Origin of the sequence: Frankia gtarii, assembly GCF_025403375.1 — a bacterium.
Taxonomy (GTDB): domain Bacteria; phylum Actinomycetota; class Actinomycetes; order Frankiales; family Frankiaceae; genus Frankia; species Frankia gtarii.
Genome location: NZ_JAMPTM010000030.1, coordinates 1 through 13,414, shown reverse-complemented (window position 1 = coordinate 13,414; position 13,414 = coordinate 1). Strand labels below are relative to the sequence as shown.

Below are 13,414 nucleotides of genomic sequence, written 5' to 3'. Positions count from 1 at the left end.
GGGAGGATAACCGGGCTTCCCGGGGCGGGATACCGGGCGGCCCGGGGCGCAGCGCAACGCGCGGGGCGGATCAGATCAGCACACCGGATGCCGATCAGCTCGCGGGGCGGATCCGCGTCCGGCGGCGATCAGCGCGCGGCGGCGCGGATGGTCTCGCGCAGGGACCCCAGCGTCGCCGCGAGGGCCGTCGGCTCGTGGCCGCAGTGCGCCATGCAGTTCGCGCAGCGCGGGTCCTTGCCGCGGCCGTAGGAGTCCCAGTCGGTGGTGTCGAGCAGCTCCTGGTAGGACTCGGCGTAGCCGTCGCCCATCAGGTAGCAGGGCTTCTGCCAACCGTAGAGGGAGTAGGACGGGATTCCCCAGGCCGTGCACGGGAAATCAAGCTTCCCCTCGAGGAAGTCCAGGTAGAGCGGCGAGTGGTTGATCCGCCAACCCTTCCGGCGACCCTCCGCGAACGCCTTCCGGAAAAGCTCCCGGGTCGCCTCGACGCCCATGAAGTTCTCCTGGTCAGGAGCCTTCTCGTAGGCGTACGCCGGGGAGAGCATCATCCCGTCGACATTGAGATCGTTGTTCAGGAAGTTCAGGACGTCGATGACGTTCTGCGGGGTGTCGGTGTTGAAGAAGGTTGTGTTGGTGGTCACCCGGAAGCCCCGGCGCTGGGCCTCCTTGATGTTGTCCACCGCCTGGGCGAACACGCCCTTCTTCGCCACGATCTCGTCGTGGCGCTCCTCCAGGCCGTCGATGTGCACGGCGAAGGACAGGTAGGGCGACGGGGTGAGCTTGTCGATCTTCTTCGGGATGAGCAGCGCGTTCGTGCACAGGTAGACGAACTTCTTGCGCTTGACCAGGCCCTCGACGATCTGCTCGATCTGCGGGTGCATCAGCGGTTCGCCGCCCGCCAGGCACACCACGGGGGCGCCGCACTCGTCGGCCGCGGCCAGCGCCTGCTCAACCGGCATACGCTGTTTCAACACGTCCGCCGGATGCTGGATCTTGCCGCAGCCCTCGCACGAGAGATTGCACGCGAACAGCGGTTCCAGTTCAAGGGTGATGGGAAACTTCTCGCGCCGCAGAAGTTTCTGCTTCGCGAGATAGGCTCCGACTCTGATCGCCTGACGCGCTGGAATGGCCATTTTCACCCTCCTGGTGGTTGATCTCGACATCGCCGGGTGGGTGGAGCAGTGCCCTGCCGGATCCAGTCTAGGTCCACGCTCCATCCGATTCACGGCCGAGGACCGGTGAGAGTTATGTAACCGACGAGGTACGACCCGACCCATCCCGCCCACGCCCGAAAGGGTCAATCGACGAATGGCCCGGTCAGGAGGCCGGCCGATCCGGCGAGCGCACACTCGGATACGCGTTCGACGGTTGCTCGAATGTGCTTGTCCACCGCGCCATAAAAGCTTGCCGCGGGACTGCGTCGACGCCCCGGAACGCGGACCCGCCGACCCGCCGGGGTGGGCAGTGGCCCGCGCTGGATACGTTGTCCGCATGACGGCGGACCGACGCATCGTCCTTGCTTCCGGGTCACCGCGGCGCCGCGAGCTGCTGGCCCGGCTCGGGGTGTCCTTCGAGGTGGTCGTCAGCGGCGTCGACGAGTCGACGGCGACCCCGACGGCCCCCGAGTTGACCGTCGAGCTCGCCGAGCGCAAGGCCCGCGCCGTCGCCGCGCTGCGCCCCGGCCACCTCATCCTCGGCAGCGACACCGTCGTCGAGGTCGACGGCCGGATCCTCGGCAAGCCCGCCTCCCCCGCGCAGGCCCTCGCCATGCTGCGCAGCCTGCGCGGGCGGACCCACCGGGTCCACACCGGCGTCGTCGTGCTCGACGCGGCGACCGGCACCGTCCGCGGCCGCGCCGCCGTCACCGCGGTGACGATGCGGGACGTTCCCGACGCCGAACTCGCCGCCTATGTCGCCACCGGGGAGCCGATGGACGCCGCCGGCGCCTACGCCATCCAGGGCGGCGCCGCCGCGTTCGTCACCGCCGTCGACGGCGACCTCGACACCGTCATCGGCCTGCCGACGGCGCTGGTCCGCGAGCTGCTCACCGCCTTCGGCGCCGTCCCCATCCCCTCGGCCGACAGCGACCCCGTCAGCGACACCACCACCTGAGCCCCCGCGACCATCCGGCGGGGCCTGCTGCGCGTGGGCACCGCGCCGGACGGTGAACAGGACCACGACGGCGCCGACCAGCGCAGCCACCGCCGCCCACAGCGAGATCCGGTCGATGCCGGCGGCGTATCCCGCGCGGATCGAGGGCTCCGCCCGCAGCCGGGCCGCGAAGATCGCGCCGAACAGCGCGATGCCCAGGGTCATGCCGAGCTGCCGGAAGGTGTTGACGGCCCCGCCGGCCAGGCCTGCCTGCCGCGGCGGCACGGACTCGACCGCGGCGGAGACCATCACCGGCGTCGCCAGGCCGACGCCGACACCGATCACGGCGAGACCGGCGAACAGTGCGGACTGGTCGGAGTCGGCCCGCACGAACAGCCGTAGCAGCGCCGAGCCCGCGGCGATGCAGAGCAGCCCCGCCCCGATCGGCAGGCGCGGCGCGAACCGGTGGGTGTGGCGACCCGCGACGGCGGCGACCACGAACGCCGTCCCGGCCAGCGGCATCAGCGCCAGGCCGCCGCGCACGGGACTGAGGCCGAGGACGTTCTGCAGCCACAGCGAGACGTAGACCAGGCCGCCGAACGCCGCCAGCTGGAACAGCAACGCCCCGGTCAGCAGACCCGCGAAGGACGGCCGCCGCAGCAGCGCCAGGTCCAGCATGGGGCGGGCGACCAGCCGTTCGGCGACGAGGAAGCCGACGGCGGCGAGCCCGGCGACGACGAACGCGGCCACGGCCAGCCGGTCACCCCAGCCCTGTTCGCCGCCTCGGATCAGCGCGTACGTCACAGCCGCCGCGGCCAGGGTGAAGGCGGCCGCGCCGGGCAGGTCGAGGCGGCCGGCTCCGCGGGACCCGGCCGGCAGCACCCGCAGGGTCAGGATGATCGCGACGACCGCGATCGGCAGGTTCACCAGGAAGATCGCCTGCCAGCCGAATCCCTCGGTGAGCAGCCCGCCGGCAATCGGGCCGGCCGCGGCGGCGGCGCCGTTGACCGCGCCCCACACGCCGAAGGCCACGCCGCGGTCCCTGCCGTGGTAGTTCGCGGAGACCAGCGCGGCCGAGGTCGCGAACATCGCGGCACCGCCGATGCCCTGCACCGCGCGGGCGGTGATGAGCACGGTGGCGTTCGGCGCGAGCGAGCACGCCAGGGATGCGGCCGCGAAGACGACGAGCCCGGCCACATACAGCCGGCGGTGGCCGAGCAGGTCGGCCAACGAGCCGACGGCCAGCAGCAGGGCGGCCAGCGCGAGGGCGTAGATGTCGATCACCCATTGCAGGGAGGTGAAGGAGGCGTGCAGGTCGTCCGCCATCCGGGGCAGGGCGACGTTCACGATGGTGACGTCGACCAGCAGGATGAAGGCGCCCAGGCAGATCGCCGCGAGGGGCAGCCATTTGCGCATTCGGGGAAACTCCGTTCCGGGGGCGAGGGCCGGGTGGCGGCCGTGACGTCGCCTGGCCGTGAGGCGCTCGAACATCGACAGCCGGGTAGCCGGGTGATCCGTGGCTCCACCGTCCACCGGGCCGGGCCCGCACCCCAGTCATCGGCACCGGTGCGGTGGAATTCGACAGCCGCTAGCCTCCATGGGTGGAATCCGACATCCCGTGGCCGTCGCTGGGCTCTTCAGACCGGCTCGACCGGCAGATCATGCACGCCCTCCAGGTCGACGGCCGGGCGCCGTTCGCGCGGATCGGCGAGGTTCTGGGCGTCTCCGACCAGACGGTGGCCCGCCGCTACGCCCGACTGCGCGGCACCGGGACGCTGCGGGTGCTGGGCCTGGTCGACCCGTTGCGGATCGGGCTGACCGCATGGCTCGTGCGGGTGCGGTGCACCCCGGATGCGGCGGCGTCCGTCGGGGAGGCGCTGGCCCGGCGCACCGACACCCGCTGGGTGAGCCTGATCTCCGGCGGCACGGAGATCTCCTGCATCGTGCAGGGCGCCGCCCCCGGCCAGGACGACACGCTGCTGTTGCAGCAGCTCCCGCGCACCCCTCGGGTGGTGCAGGTGACCGCGCACGCGCTGCTGCATGTCTTCTTCGGCCGCGACCTCAGCCCGCTGACCCGCACCGGCCCGCTCGGCCCGGCGCAGACCGCGGCGCTCACCCCGCCCGACGCGCCGGCCCGCCGTTTGACCGAGACCACCGAGGACCCCGTCCGGCTCGGCCGCGACGATCAGCGGCTGCTCGACGCCCTCGCCGTGGACGGCCGGACCTCGGCGGCCGAGCTGGCCACGGCCACCGGGTGGTCGCAGACGACGGTGCGGCGAAGGCTGTCGGAGCTGCGATCGTCCGGCGCGCTCTACTACGATCTGGACTTCGATCACGCCACGATGCTGGGGCATCTGCGGGCGTCGCTGTGGCTGGAGGTCGAGCCGGCCCGGCTCGCCGAGGTCGGCGCCGCGCTCGCCGAGCACGAGGAGGTGGCGTTCGCGGGGGCGACCACCGGCACGGCGAACCTGTACGCGGCGGTCGTCTGCCGCGACGCCGGCGCCCTCTACCGCTACCTCACGGGCCCGGTCGCCGCGATCCCCGGCATCCGCCGCCTCGAGACCGCCCCCATCCACCGCACCCTCAAGGGCACGGGCCCCCACCGCGACACCCACCGCGACACCCACCGGGACGCCCGCCGCACAGACTCGCCCGCCTGAACGCTCGCCTTGCTGACCAGTCTCGCGGTGAACGCCGTTGACTTGTGGCCTGCGTCACTCTACTGTCGACCCCTGGTCAGCTTCACCAATGTGGGTGACTCAGGCGTGAAAGGAAGTTCGATGACGTCCCTTGGACTCGACTCCTACGTTGTGATCGACAGTTTCTTCGGCGTGCCGTACATCGACGAGGACGAACAGCGCAACGAGCCCGTCGAGCATCGTTATATCCATGGTGGTTTCGAGGGGACGAGCACCCGGTTCGCGCTTTGTTACCCGCCCGCCGAGAGATGGCGGGGCCGCCTTTTCCAGCCGCTGGAAGGCGCCAACGCCGGCCACGAGAACGTCAACACCGGCCCGCTCGGCCAAGTGACCGGCGGGCTGGAGATGATTTTCCGGATGGGCGGCTTCGCCGTCGAGTCCAACATGGGCCACATCGGCGATGTCATGGATCCGAAGGCCGGCCCCGATCCGACGATCTACGGTTATCGGGCCGCCGCCGAGTCCGCCCGGTTCGCCAAGTTCGTGGCCGCCCAGATCTACGGAGCGCCGACCGCGTACGCCTACGTGTACGGCGGAAGCGGCGGCGCGCGCCGCTCGCCGCTGTGCCTGGCCTATGCGCCCGACGTGTGGGACGCGGCCCTGCCCTACATGGGCGACGCCCAGGACGGCGACTACGGCGACCTGCGACTGCTGCGCAACGGCACGCCCAACTTCTCGTCGATGTTCAACGTCCAGCGGGTACTCGGAGACAGGATCCACGACGTCGTCGACGCGATGTGGCCGGGCGGCAGCGGCGATCCGTTCGCCGGCCTGAACACCCATCAGCGCGAGGAACTCGCGAATGTCTACCGGATCGGCTACCCGCGCGGCGACGAGTCCTTCATCGCCCAGCCGATGGGACAGATGTGGCTGTGGTCGTCGATGGCCACGCGCCTGCAGGCCGACTACCCGCAGTACTGGGAGAACTTCTGGACCAAGCCCGGTCATGTCGGGTTCGACCAGCCCGAACTCGTGCGCGACGACCTGATCGAGCTGGACACGACGGTGAAGCGGGTCCTGTACGCGAAGGACCTGCTCGAGGACCCGACCCTGCAGACGGCGGAGCTCGGTCAGGTGCGCGCGTTGGCGTCGCTGTTCGCCGCCATGAACAACATGTGGCACATCCCGATGGCGGTGCAGCTCGACGAGGTTCCGGACGGCTACATCCTCGGGGCCGGCATCGAACTGACCAGCGGCGCGGCCGCTGGACGCAAGCTCTACGTCCTCAACGGGCACCGGGACGTCCTGCTCGTCGACAGCGACGGCGAGGCCGCGAACCTGCGTTTCACCGGCGTCGAGCCGGGCGACCGGGTACGGGTCGACAACCACGCCTTTCTCGCCTACTGCTACTACTACCGGCATCATCTCCTCCCGTGGGAGCCGGAGTACGACTTCCTGCGGGTCGACGGCGAGCCCCTCTACCAGCAGTACGAACTCCCGGAGATGTCGCCGTTCATGGGCGTCAAGCACACCGGCCGGATCGAGGGCAAGCTGCTGTGGGTGCACCACACCCACGATTCGTCGCTGTGGCCGCCGCAGGGCCTGGGTTTCAAGGCGAACATCGAACGCGAGTACGGCGTCGAGCTGGCCCACACGAAATTCCGCCTGCGCTGGACCGAGAACGCCGAGCACGTTCCGCCGAACATGGCTGCGTCGGCGCCGGGCCGGGCGAACACCACCTACCTGGTGAACTACCAGCCGATCATCGAGCAGTCCCTGGTCGACCTGGTCGACTGGGTGGAGAACGGCATCGAACCGGTCGACACACAGTACGACTACCGAGACGGCGCGATCGTCCTTCCGGCGACGGCCAAGGAACGCCGCGGTATCCAACCGGTCGTGTCGGTGACGGCGAACGGCGGCGCACGAGCCGAGGTCGCGGTGGGTGAGGCGGTCACGCTCTCCGCCCACGCCGAGACGCCGCCCGGCGCCGGCACGATCGTCGGCCTCCAGTGGGACTTCGACGGCCAGGGCGCCTTCCCCCGCACGGAGAACCTCGACGGCTCGCAGGCCGAGGTGACCGTGACCACGACGCACACCTACGACGCGCCCGGCACCTACTTCGCCACCGCCCTCGTCGAGTCCCACCGCGACGGTGACATCAGCGCCACCTCGCGCCGCATCCCCAACCTCGCCTCGGCCCGCGTCATCGTCCGGTAGGGACCGGGCCCCCTCCCCGACGCCGAGCCCTCCATGAGGACCCAGGTGGACGCTCTCCCACGCATCCGCCGCCGTGTCAGCCCGTGCGGATCCCCGTCCGCACGGGCTGACGGTCGCCCGCGCCGCCGGCGGCGCTGTGGTTACTGTTCCGGACAATTTTCGGGAATCATCCTTGCCTGGCTGCGACGCGCCCCTAGGCTGTCGTTCCGGTAGATATCACCCGGTGGCCGCCACGTCATCGCATGACCGGTGGCAGATCGCACGATTTCCAGACTCCTCTTTCCGATCCGACGATTCCCCGCGAGCGCGCCGGACCGCCCGGTTCGATTCCATCTCCGGCTTTCCGCCGTTGTCACCGTCGTTTTTCCCGCCAGAAAACGCGCTGCTCGGAAGAACGCCGCCCGGAACCGGGCATCGGCGCCGCTGTTCCCACAGACTCCCCCCACAGACTCCCCTGACCTGGAGATACCGATGGCAAGCGTGCACGACGACGACGACGAGACGAAGCTCGCCGAGATCCCGACCGGGCCGGCGGGCGAACCCACCGACCTCCCGCCCGCCATGACACGTCCGGCCTTCACCGAAGCCGACCTGCGCCCGACCACGTCCCAGGCGGCGAGCTTCGCCGCCCTGCGGACCGAGCTCTCCGAAGCCGTCGGCCAGCGGCTGCTGCGCGCCCGCGCGAAGCCGGCCGAGCTGCTCACCGGCAAGGACTGGATGTACTACCTGCCTGACGGCAACTCGATCGGGCGGGTCTCGATCCCCGGAACCCACGAGTCCTGCGCCCGGTACGGCAAGGGAAACATCTTCGTGCCCTGCCAGACACTCGACGTCGCCGACCAGCTCGACCGGGGCTGCCGCTTCCTCGACATCCGGTGCCGGGTCGTCGGCAGCGGCTCGGACATGTCGTTCGCCATCCACCACGGCGCCTACTACCAGAACATCATGTTCGGGGACGTCCAGCAGAAGTGCGCGGACTTCCTCTACAGCCACCCGTCCGAGTTCATCCTGATGCGGGTGAAGCAGGAGTACTCCCACGAAAGCGACGAGGACTTCCGGGAGATCTTCAACAACAGGTACCTGCGGTCGTATTACTACACCGACAGCAGCATCCCGACGGTGGGCCAGGCCCGCGGGAAGATCGTGCTGCTCGGTGACGTGGCCGGCCTCGGCGGCATCAACTACGGCGGGTCCAACCTCGTCATCCAGGATGACTACAGCCAAGATGACCCGAACGTGAAGTTCGACGAGATCTGGGCCCAGGCGAACGCGTCGGTGGTCTACCGCCAGCCGGGCGACGACCGCCTCTACGTCAACTACGTGAGCGCGAACGATCCGCCGTGGATCGCACCGGACGGCTACGCCGACCTCATCCAGCCGCCGCTCTACGACGCGATCTGGGGCAACATCGAGCAGTGGCGCACCGTGGGCCAGTTGGGCGTCATGCCGCTGGACTTCTTCGACTCCGACGACGGCTGGAACGAGGGGCTGATCAGCGGAATCATCTACTGGAACTACAACTGGTAGCGCCAGAAGACTCCTAGATGGAGAAGTCCTCGCCCTGCCAGACGCCGGCCTGAGGCAGGCGGATCGGCGGCCGCTCCCCGTCGCCGGCACCCTCACCGGCGCCGGCACCCTCGCCGGCGGTGGCAGCGGCACCGGCCGCGACGGGGGTGCCGGCGCGGGCCGCCTCGAGCCGGTTGACCCGGGTGAGCAGCGACTGCAGGCTGATGCCGACCAGGTCGGGCATCCGGTCGTCGTGGGCGGGCTGCGGGCGGCTCGGGCTGATGACCTGCCCGGGGACGCCGACGACGACCGAGCCGGGCGGGACGGGGTGGACGACGACGGCGTTCGCGCCGATGCGGCTGTCGGCGCCGACGGTGAACGAGCCGAGCACCTTCGCGCCGGCGCCGATCACCACCCGGTCGCCGATCGTCGGGTGGCGCTTGGTGGCCTCCAGGCTGGTCCCGCCGAGCGTCACCCCGTGGTAGATCGTCACGTCGGCGCCGACCTCGGCGGTCTCGCCGATGACCACGCCGGTGGCGTGGTCGATGAACACGCCCTCGCCGATCCGGGCGGCGGGGTGGATGTCGACGCCGGTCAGTGTGCGGGTCACCTCGGCGCCGACCCGGCTGAGCAGCGGCATCCCGTGCGTCCACAGCCAGTGGTTCACCCGGTGGCCCCACAGGGCGTGCACGCCGGGGTAGCACAACGCGACTTCGAGGGTGGAGCGAGCGGCGGGGTCGCGGTCCCGCGCGGTGCGCAGGTCCCGGCGCAGCGTCGCGAGCACGGCTCAGTCCCCCAGGCCGGCGAACAGCGGGGTGGACAGGTAGCGCTCGCCGAAGTCGGGCAGCACGACGACGATCAGCTTGCCGGCGTTCTCCGGGCGGCCCGCCACCGTCAGCGCGGCCGACACCGCGGCCCCGGCGGAGATGCCGACCAGCAGGCCCTCCTCGCGGGCGAGGCGGCGGGCGAGTTCCATCGCGTCGTCGGCCTGCACCTGGATGATCTCGTCGACGAGCGAGGTGTCGAGCACGCCGGGCACGAAGCCGGCGCCGATGCCCTGGATCGGGTGCGGCCCCTTCGCGCCCCCGGACAGCACCGGCGACGCGGCGGGCTCCACCGCGACGAACCGGGCCGACGGCCGGCGCGCCTTGATGACCTCGGCGACCCCGGTGATCGTCCCGCCGGTGCCGACGCCGGCGACGAGGAAGTCGATCGTCCCGTCGGTGTCGCGCCAGATCTCCTCGGCGGTCGTGGCCCGGTGGATCGCCGGGTTGGCCGGGTTCTCGAACTGCTGGGGGATGAAGTAGCGGGAGTCGCTCTTGGCGAGCTCCTCGGCCTTGGCGATGGCCCCGGCCATCCCCTCCGGGCCGGGGGTGAGCACCAGGTCGGCGCCGTAGGCGCGCAGCAGCATCCGCCGCTCGACGCTCATCGTCTCGGGCATCGTCAGCACGCACTTGTAGCCGCGGGCCGCGCACACCATCGCCAGCGCGATGCCGGTGTTACCGCTGGTGGGCTCCACGATGATCGTGTCCGGGCCGATCGCGCCGGCCTGTTCGGCGGCGTCGATGAGCGCCAGCCCCAGCCGGTCCTTCACGCTGTGCGCCGGGTTGAACGACTCCAGCTTGGCGACGACCTGGCCCCCGACCCCGTCGGTGACCCGGCGCAGCCGCACCAGTGGCGTGTTCCCGACCAGCCGCGTGATGTCCTCGGCGATCCTCATCGACGTTCTTCTCCTCGTTCGGTGCCCCTCTTTGTCACTGGGCCAGGGTATGTCCCGACTCCGACGCGGAGCCGTCCGTGAGCAATCAGGCACCATCGTGCGCCCCGGGTGGCTGCGGTGGAATCCGCCTCGGTGCCGGTGCCGCGCGGCGGGTTGCGCGATGCGCGGACGTCCGCGGCCCGGCCGGGATAGTTTCGAACCCGTGGCTCGGATCCGGCAGCGTTGGCGCGCAGGTGGGCTCGACGCCGAAGCGCGGCGTCGGACGTGCGGAGGCGGGATCGGATGAGGATTGCGCTGTTCGTGACGTGCCTCGTCGACGCGCTGTTCCCCCGGGTCGGGCAGGCCACGACGGAGCTGCTGGAACGCCTCGGCCACGAGGTCGTCTTCCCCGCCGGGCAGACCTGCTGCGGGCAGATGCACGTCAACACCGGCTACGCCCGCGAGGCGGTCGAGCTGGTCCGCCACCACGTCGACGTGTTCTCCGACGCCGACGTCATCGTCACCCCGTCCGGCTCGTGCGCCGGTTCGGTACGCCACCAGCACGCCGCCCTCGCCCGCGACGCCGGCGACGACGCGCTCGCCCGCCGCGCCGAGGCGGTCGCGGCCCGCACCTACGAGCTGTCCGAGCTGCTCGTCGACGTGCTCGGCGTCTCCGACGTCGGCGCCTACTACCCGCACCGGGTCACCTACCATCCGACCTGCCATTCGCTGCGGGTGCTGCGGGTCGGCGACCGCCCGCTGCGGCTGCTGCGCCAGGTCGCCGGGATGACGCTGGTGGAGCTGCCGGAGGCGGAGACCTGCTGCGGGTTCGGCGGCACCTTCGCGGTGAAGAACGCCCCGACGTCGACGGCGATGCTCGCCGACAAGATGCGCCACGTGCTCGGCACCGGCGCGGAGGTGGCCACCGCGGGCGACGCGTCCTGCCTGATGCACATCGGCGGCGGCCTGACCCGGCTGCGGGCCGCCACCCGCACGGTGCACCTCGCCGAGATCCTCGCCAGCACCCAGTCCTCCGTCTGATGGCGGCGGCGTTCCTCGGGATCCCCGCGCCACCCGGTGTCGGGCAGCTGCGCGGTGACCGGTCGTTCCCCGCCGCCGCGCGCGACGCCCTCGGGGACAGCCAGCTGCGCCGTAACCTCGGCCACGCCATCGGGGTCATCCGCACCAAACGGGCCACGGCGGTCGGCGAACTCGACGACTGGGAGCAGCTGCGCCTCGCCGGCGAGGCGATCAAAAGGGCGACGATGGCCCGCCTGGACGACCATCTCGTCCGGCTGGAGGCCGAGGTGAGCGCCCGCGGCGGGACGGTCCACTGGGCCCGCGACGCGAACGAGGCGAACGCGATCGTCACCGGCCTCGTCCAGGCCACCGGCGCGACCGAACTGGTCAAGGTCAAGTCGATGGCCACCCAGGAGATCGGCCTGAACGCCGCGCTCGCCGACGCCGGCATCACCGCCCACGAGACCGACCTCGCCGAACTGATCATCCAGCTCGGCGACGACGTGCCCAGCCACATCCTGGTCCCGGCGATCCACCGCAACCGCGCCGAGATCCGCGAGCTGTTCCTGCGCGAAATGCCCGGCGTCGACCCGTCGCTCACCGCCGAGCCGCGCCACCTGGCGATGGCCGCCCGTGCCCACCTGCGCCGCACGTTCCTGCGGGCGCGGGTCGCCGTGTCGGGGGCGAACTTCGGCGTCGCCGACACCGGCTCGCTGGTCGTGGTCGAATCCGAGGGCAACGGCCGGATGTGCCTGACCCTGCCGGAGACGCTGATCACGGTGATGGGCATCGAGAAGGTCGTGCCGAGCTGGCAGGACCTGGAGGTGTTCCTGCAGCTGCTGCCACGGTCGTCGACCGGTGAGCGGATGAACCCGTACACGTCGACCTGGAGCGGCGTCACCCCCGGTGACGGTCCGCGGGCGTTCCACCTGGTCCTGCTCGACAACGGCCGCACCGCCGCCCTCGGCGACGCCGTCGGCCGCGACGCGCTGCACTGCATCCGCTGCTCGGCCTGCCTGAACGTCTGCCCCGTCTACGAGCGCACCGGCGGCCACGCCTACGGCTCGGTCTACCCGGGCCCCATCGGCGCCGTGCTGTCCCCGCAGCTCACCGGCATCCACTCCGGCAGCGACGACAACGCCTCGCTGCCGTACGCCTCCAGCCTGTGCGGCGCCTGCTACGACGTCTGCCCGGTGCGCATCGACATCCCGTCGCTGCTCGTCCGCCTGCGCACCGCCCACGTCGACGCCGCCCGCGACCGCCCGCTGCCCACCGCGGAGGCACTCACCATGGCCGCCGCCGCCTGGGTGATGTCCTCCCCCACCCGCTTCGCCGCCGCCGAGACCGCCTCCCGCCTCGGCCGGCTGGCCGGGCGCGCCTCGGGCCGGCTGTCCTCGCTGCCCCCGCCGCTGTCGGCGTGGACGTCCAGCCGCGACGCCCCCCGGCCCCCCGAGGAGACCTTCCGCCAGTGGTGGTCCCGCACCCGCGGCGGCTCGGCGTGAGCGCGCGCGACGAGGTGCTGGCCCGCATTCGGGCCGCGAACGCGCACGCGGGCGTCGGCCTCGGCGGTGCGGTGCGCGGACCAGGCGCGGACGACGATGTCGACATCCCCCGCGACTACCACCGCGGCGACGGCCCGACGCCCGGCAGCCCGCCGCTGCTGGATCTGCTGCGCCACCGGCTCGTCGACTACCGGGCGTCCGTTGTCGACGCGGCCCCCGGCGACGAGCCGGCCGCGATCCGCGCAGCCCTGGCCGCCGCCTCCGTCAGGCCCACGCCCGGTTCGGCGGCACACTCACCCCGCTCCACCGAACACCCGCCCGGTTCCGCAGGGCGGGGCGGCGGGGAAGTGCTCGTCCCACCTGGGCTGCCGGCGGGCTGGTGCCCGGACGGCGTCGTCGACGGCGGCTTCACCCCCGCCGAGCTCGACGGGTTCGCGGCGGTCGTCACCGGCTGCGCGGCGGCCTGCGCGCTGACCGGGACGATCGCCCTCGACGGCTCCCCCGACCAGGGCCGGCGCGCGATCACCCTGGTGCCCGACGTCCACGTCTGCGTCGTCCGGGCCGACCAGGTCGTCCACAGCGTCCCCGACCTGCTCGCCCGCCTGGACCCGGCCCGTCCGATCACGCTCATCAGCGGCCCGTCGGCCACCAGCGACATCGAGTTTGACCGTGTCGAGGGCGTCCACGGCCCCCGCACCCTCGCCGTCATCCTCGTCTCCGACCCCACAGACCCCGCAGAC

Annotated in this window: 10 protein-coding genes and 1 pseudogene; 7 read left to right on the top strand and 4 right to left on the bottom strand. The window is 71.5% G+C overall.

Annotated elements, in window-relative coordinates; translation table 11 throughout:
- Positions 1 to 128: 128 nt before the first annotated feature.
- The gene (gene hpnH, locus NBZ83_RS07360) at positions 129 to 1,130 is read right to left on the bottom strand and encodes an adenosyl-hopene transferase HpnH (protein ID WP_261569681.1); all 1,002 of its coding nucleotides are present in this window, start codon (positions 1,128 to 1,130) and stop codon (positions 129 to 131) included.
- Between the two features lie 175 nt (positions 1,131 to 1,305).
- Here hpnH and NBZ83_RS07355 point away from each other — a divergent pair, with 175 nt between their 5' ends.
- Positions 1,306 to 2,109, top strand: coding sequence for a Maf family protein (locus NBZ83_RS07355; protein WP_308203771.1), 804 nt, complete (start codon positions 1,306 to 1,308; stop codon positions 2,107 to 2,109).
- 219 nt (positions 2,110 to 2,328) lie between these two features.
- Here NBZ83_RS07355 and NBZ83_RS07350 read toward each other — a convergent pair.
- A pseudogene (locus tag NBZ83_RS07350) lies at positions 2,329 to 3,504 on the bottom strand (MFS transporter); the annotation flags it as partial.
- Between the two features lie 185 nt (positions 3,505 to 3,689).
- On the opposite strand from NBZ83_RS07350, the gene NBZ83_RS07345 reads away from it, so the two are divergent.
- The 3 genes from NBZ83_RS07345 to NBZ83_RS07335 all read left to right on the top strand — a co-directional run bounded on the left by NBZ83_RS07345 (position 3,690) and on the right by NBZ83_RS07335 (position 8,474).
- A complete protein-coding gene (locus NBZ83_RS07345) occupies positions 3,690 to 4,748 on the top strand; it encodes an Lrp/AsnC family transcriptional regulator (protein WP_261574600.1) in 1,059 nt (352 codons plus the stop codon).
- Between the two features lie 120 nt (positions 4,749 to 4,868).
- Complete coding sequence (locus NBZ83_RS07340) at positions 4,869 to 6,947, top strand: PKD domain-containing protein (protein ID WP_261569689.1); 2,079 nt, start codon at positions 4,869 to 4,871, stop codon at positions 6,945 to 6,947.
- A 471-nt stretch (positions 6,948 to 7,418) separates the two neighbouring features.
- Positions 7,419 to 8,474, top strand: a complete 1,056-nt coding sequence (locus tag NBZ83_RS07335; RefSeq protein ID WP_261569691.1) for a phosphatidylinositol-specific phospholipase C — start codon at positions 7,419 to 7,421, stop codon at positions 8,472 to 8,474.
- 13 nt (positions 8,475 to 8,487) lie between these two features.
- On the opposite strand, the gene cysE is transcribed toward NBZ83_RS07335, so the two are convergent.
- Positions 8,488 to 9,237: a serine O-acetyltransferase gene (gene cysE, locus NBZ83_RS07330; RefSeq protein ID WP_261574599.1), complete on the bottom strand. Its 750-nt coding sequence runs from the start codon at positions 9,235 to 9,237 to the stop codon at positions 8,488 to 8,490.
- A gap of 3 nt (positions 9,238 to 9,240) precedes the next feature.
- Positions 9,241 to 10,173 carry a cysteine synthase A gene (gene cysK / locus NBZ83_RS07325; RefSeq protein WP_261569694.1) on the bottom strand — a complete coding sequence of 311 codons (933 nt, stop codon included), beginning with the start codon at positions 10,171 to 10,173 and terminating at the stop codon, positions 9,241 to 9,243.
- A gap of 282 nt (positions 10,174 to 10,455) precedes the next feature.
- Between cysK and NBZ83_RS07320 the strand changes: the two genes are divergently transcribed.
- The 3 genes from NBZ83_RS07320 to NBZ83_RS07310 all read left to right on the top strand — a co-directional run.
- A complete protein-coding gene (locus NBZ83_RS07320) occupies positions 10,456 to 11,193 on the top strand; it encodes a (Fe-S)-binding protein (protein WP_261569696.1) in 738 nt (245 codons plus the stop codon).
- Entirely contained in the window at positions 11,193 to 12,674 is a 1,482-nt protein-coding gene (locus tag NBZ83_RS07315; protein WP_261574598.1) for a lactate utilization protein B, read from the top strand. The genes NBZ83_RS07320 and NBZ83_RS07315 overlap by 1 nt, the downstream gene beginning before the upstream one ends.
- Positions 12,671 to 13,414 (top strand): LutC/YkgG family protein (locus NBZ83_RS07310; protein ID WP_261574597.1); only part of this gene is annotated, 744 nt, incomplete at its 3' end. The genes NBZ83_RS07315 and NBZ83_RS07310, both read left to right, overlap by 4 nt.

Bases quoted from the DNA above. Each gene is read 5' to 3' on its own strand.
- hpnH (WP_261569681.1), bottom strand. From the start codon at position 1,130: ATGGCCATTCCAGCGCGTCAGGCGATCAGAGTCGGAGCCTATCTCGCG.
- NBZ83_RS07355 (WP_308203771.1), top strand. From the start codon at position 1,306: ATGGCCCGGTCAGGAGGCCGGCCGATCCGGCGAGCGCACACTCGGATA.
- NBZ83_RS07340 (WP_261569689.1), top strand. From the start codon at position 4,869: ATGACGTCCCTTGGACTCGACTCCTACGTTGTGATCGACAGTTTCTTC.
- NBZ83_RS07335 (WP_261569691.1), top strand. From the start codon at position 7,419: ATGGCAAGCGTGCACGACGACGACGACGAGACGAAGCTCGCCGAGATC.
- cysK (WP_261569694.1), bottom strand. From the start codon at position 10,173: ATGAGGATCGCCGAGGACATCACGCGGCTGGTCGGGAACACGCCACTG.
- NBZ83_RS07320 (WP_261569696.1), top strand. From the start codon at position 10,456: ATGAGGATTGCGCTGTTCGTGACGTGCCTCGTCGACGCGCTGTTCCCC.
- NBZ83_RS07315 (WP_261574598.1), top strand. From the start codon at position 11,193: ATGGCGGCGGCGTTCCTCGGGATCCCCGCGCCACCCGGTGTCGGGCAG.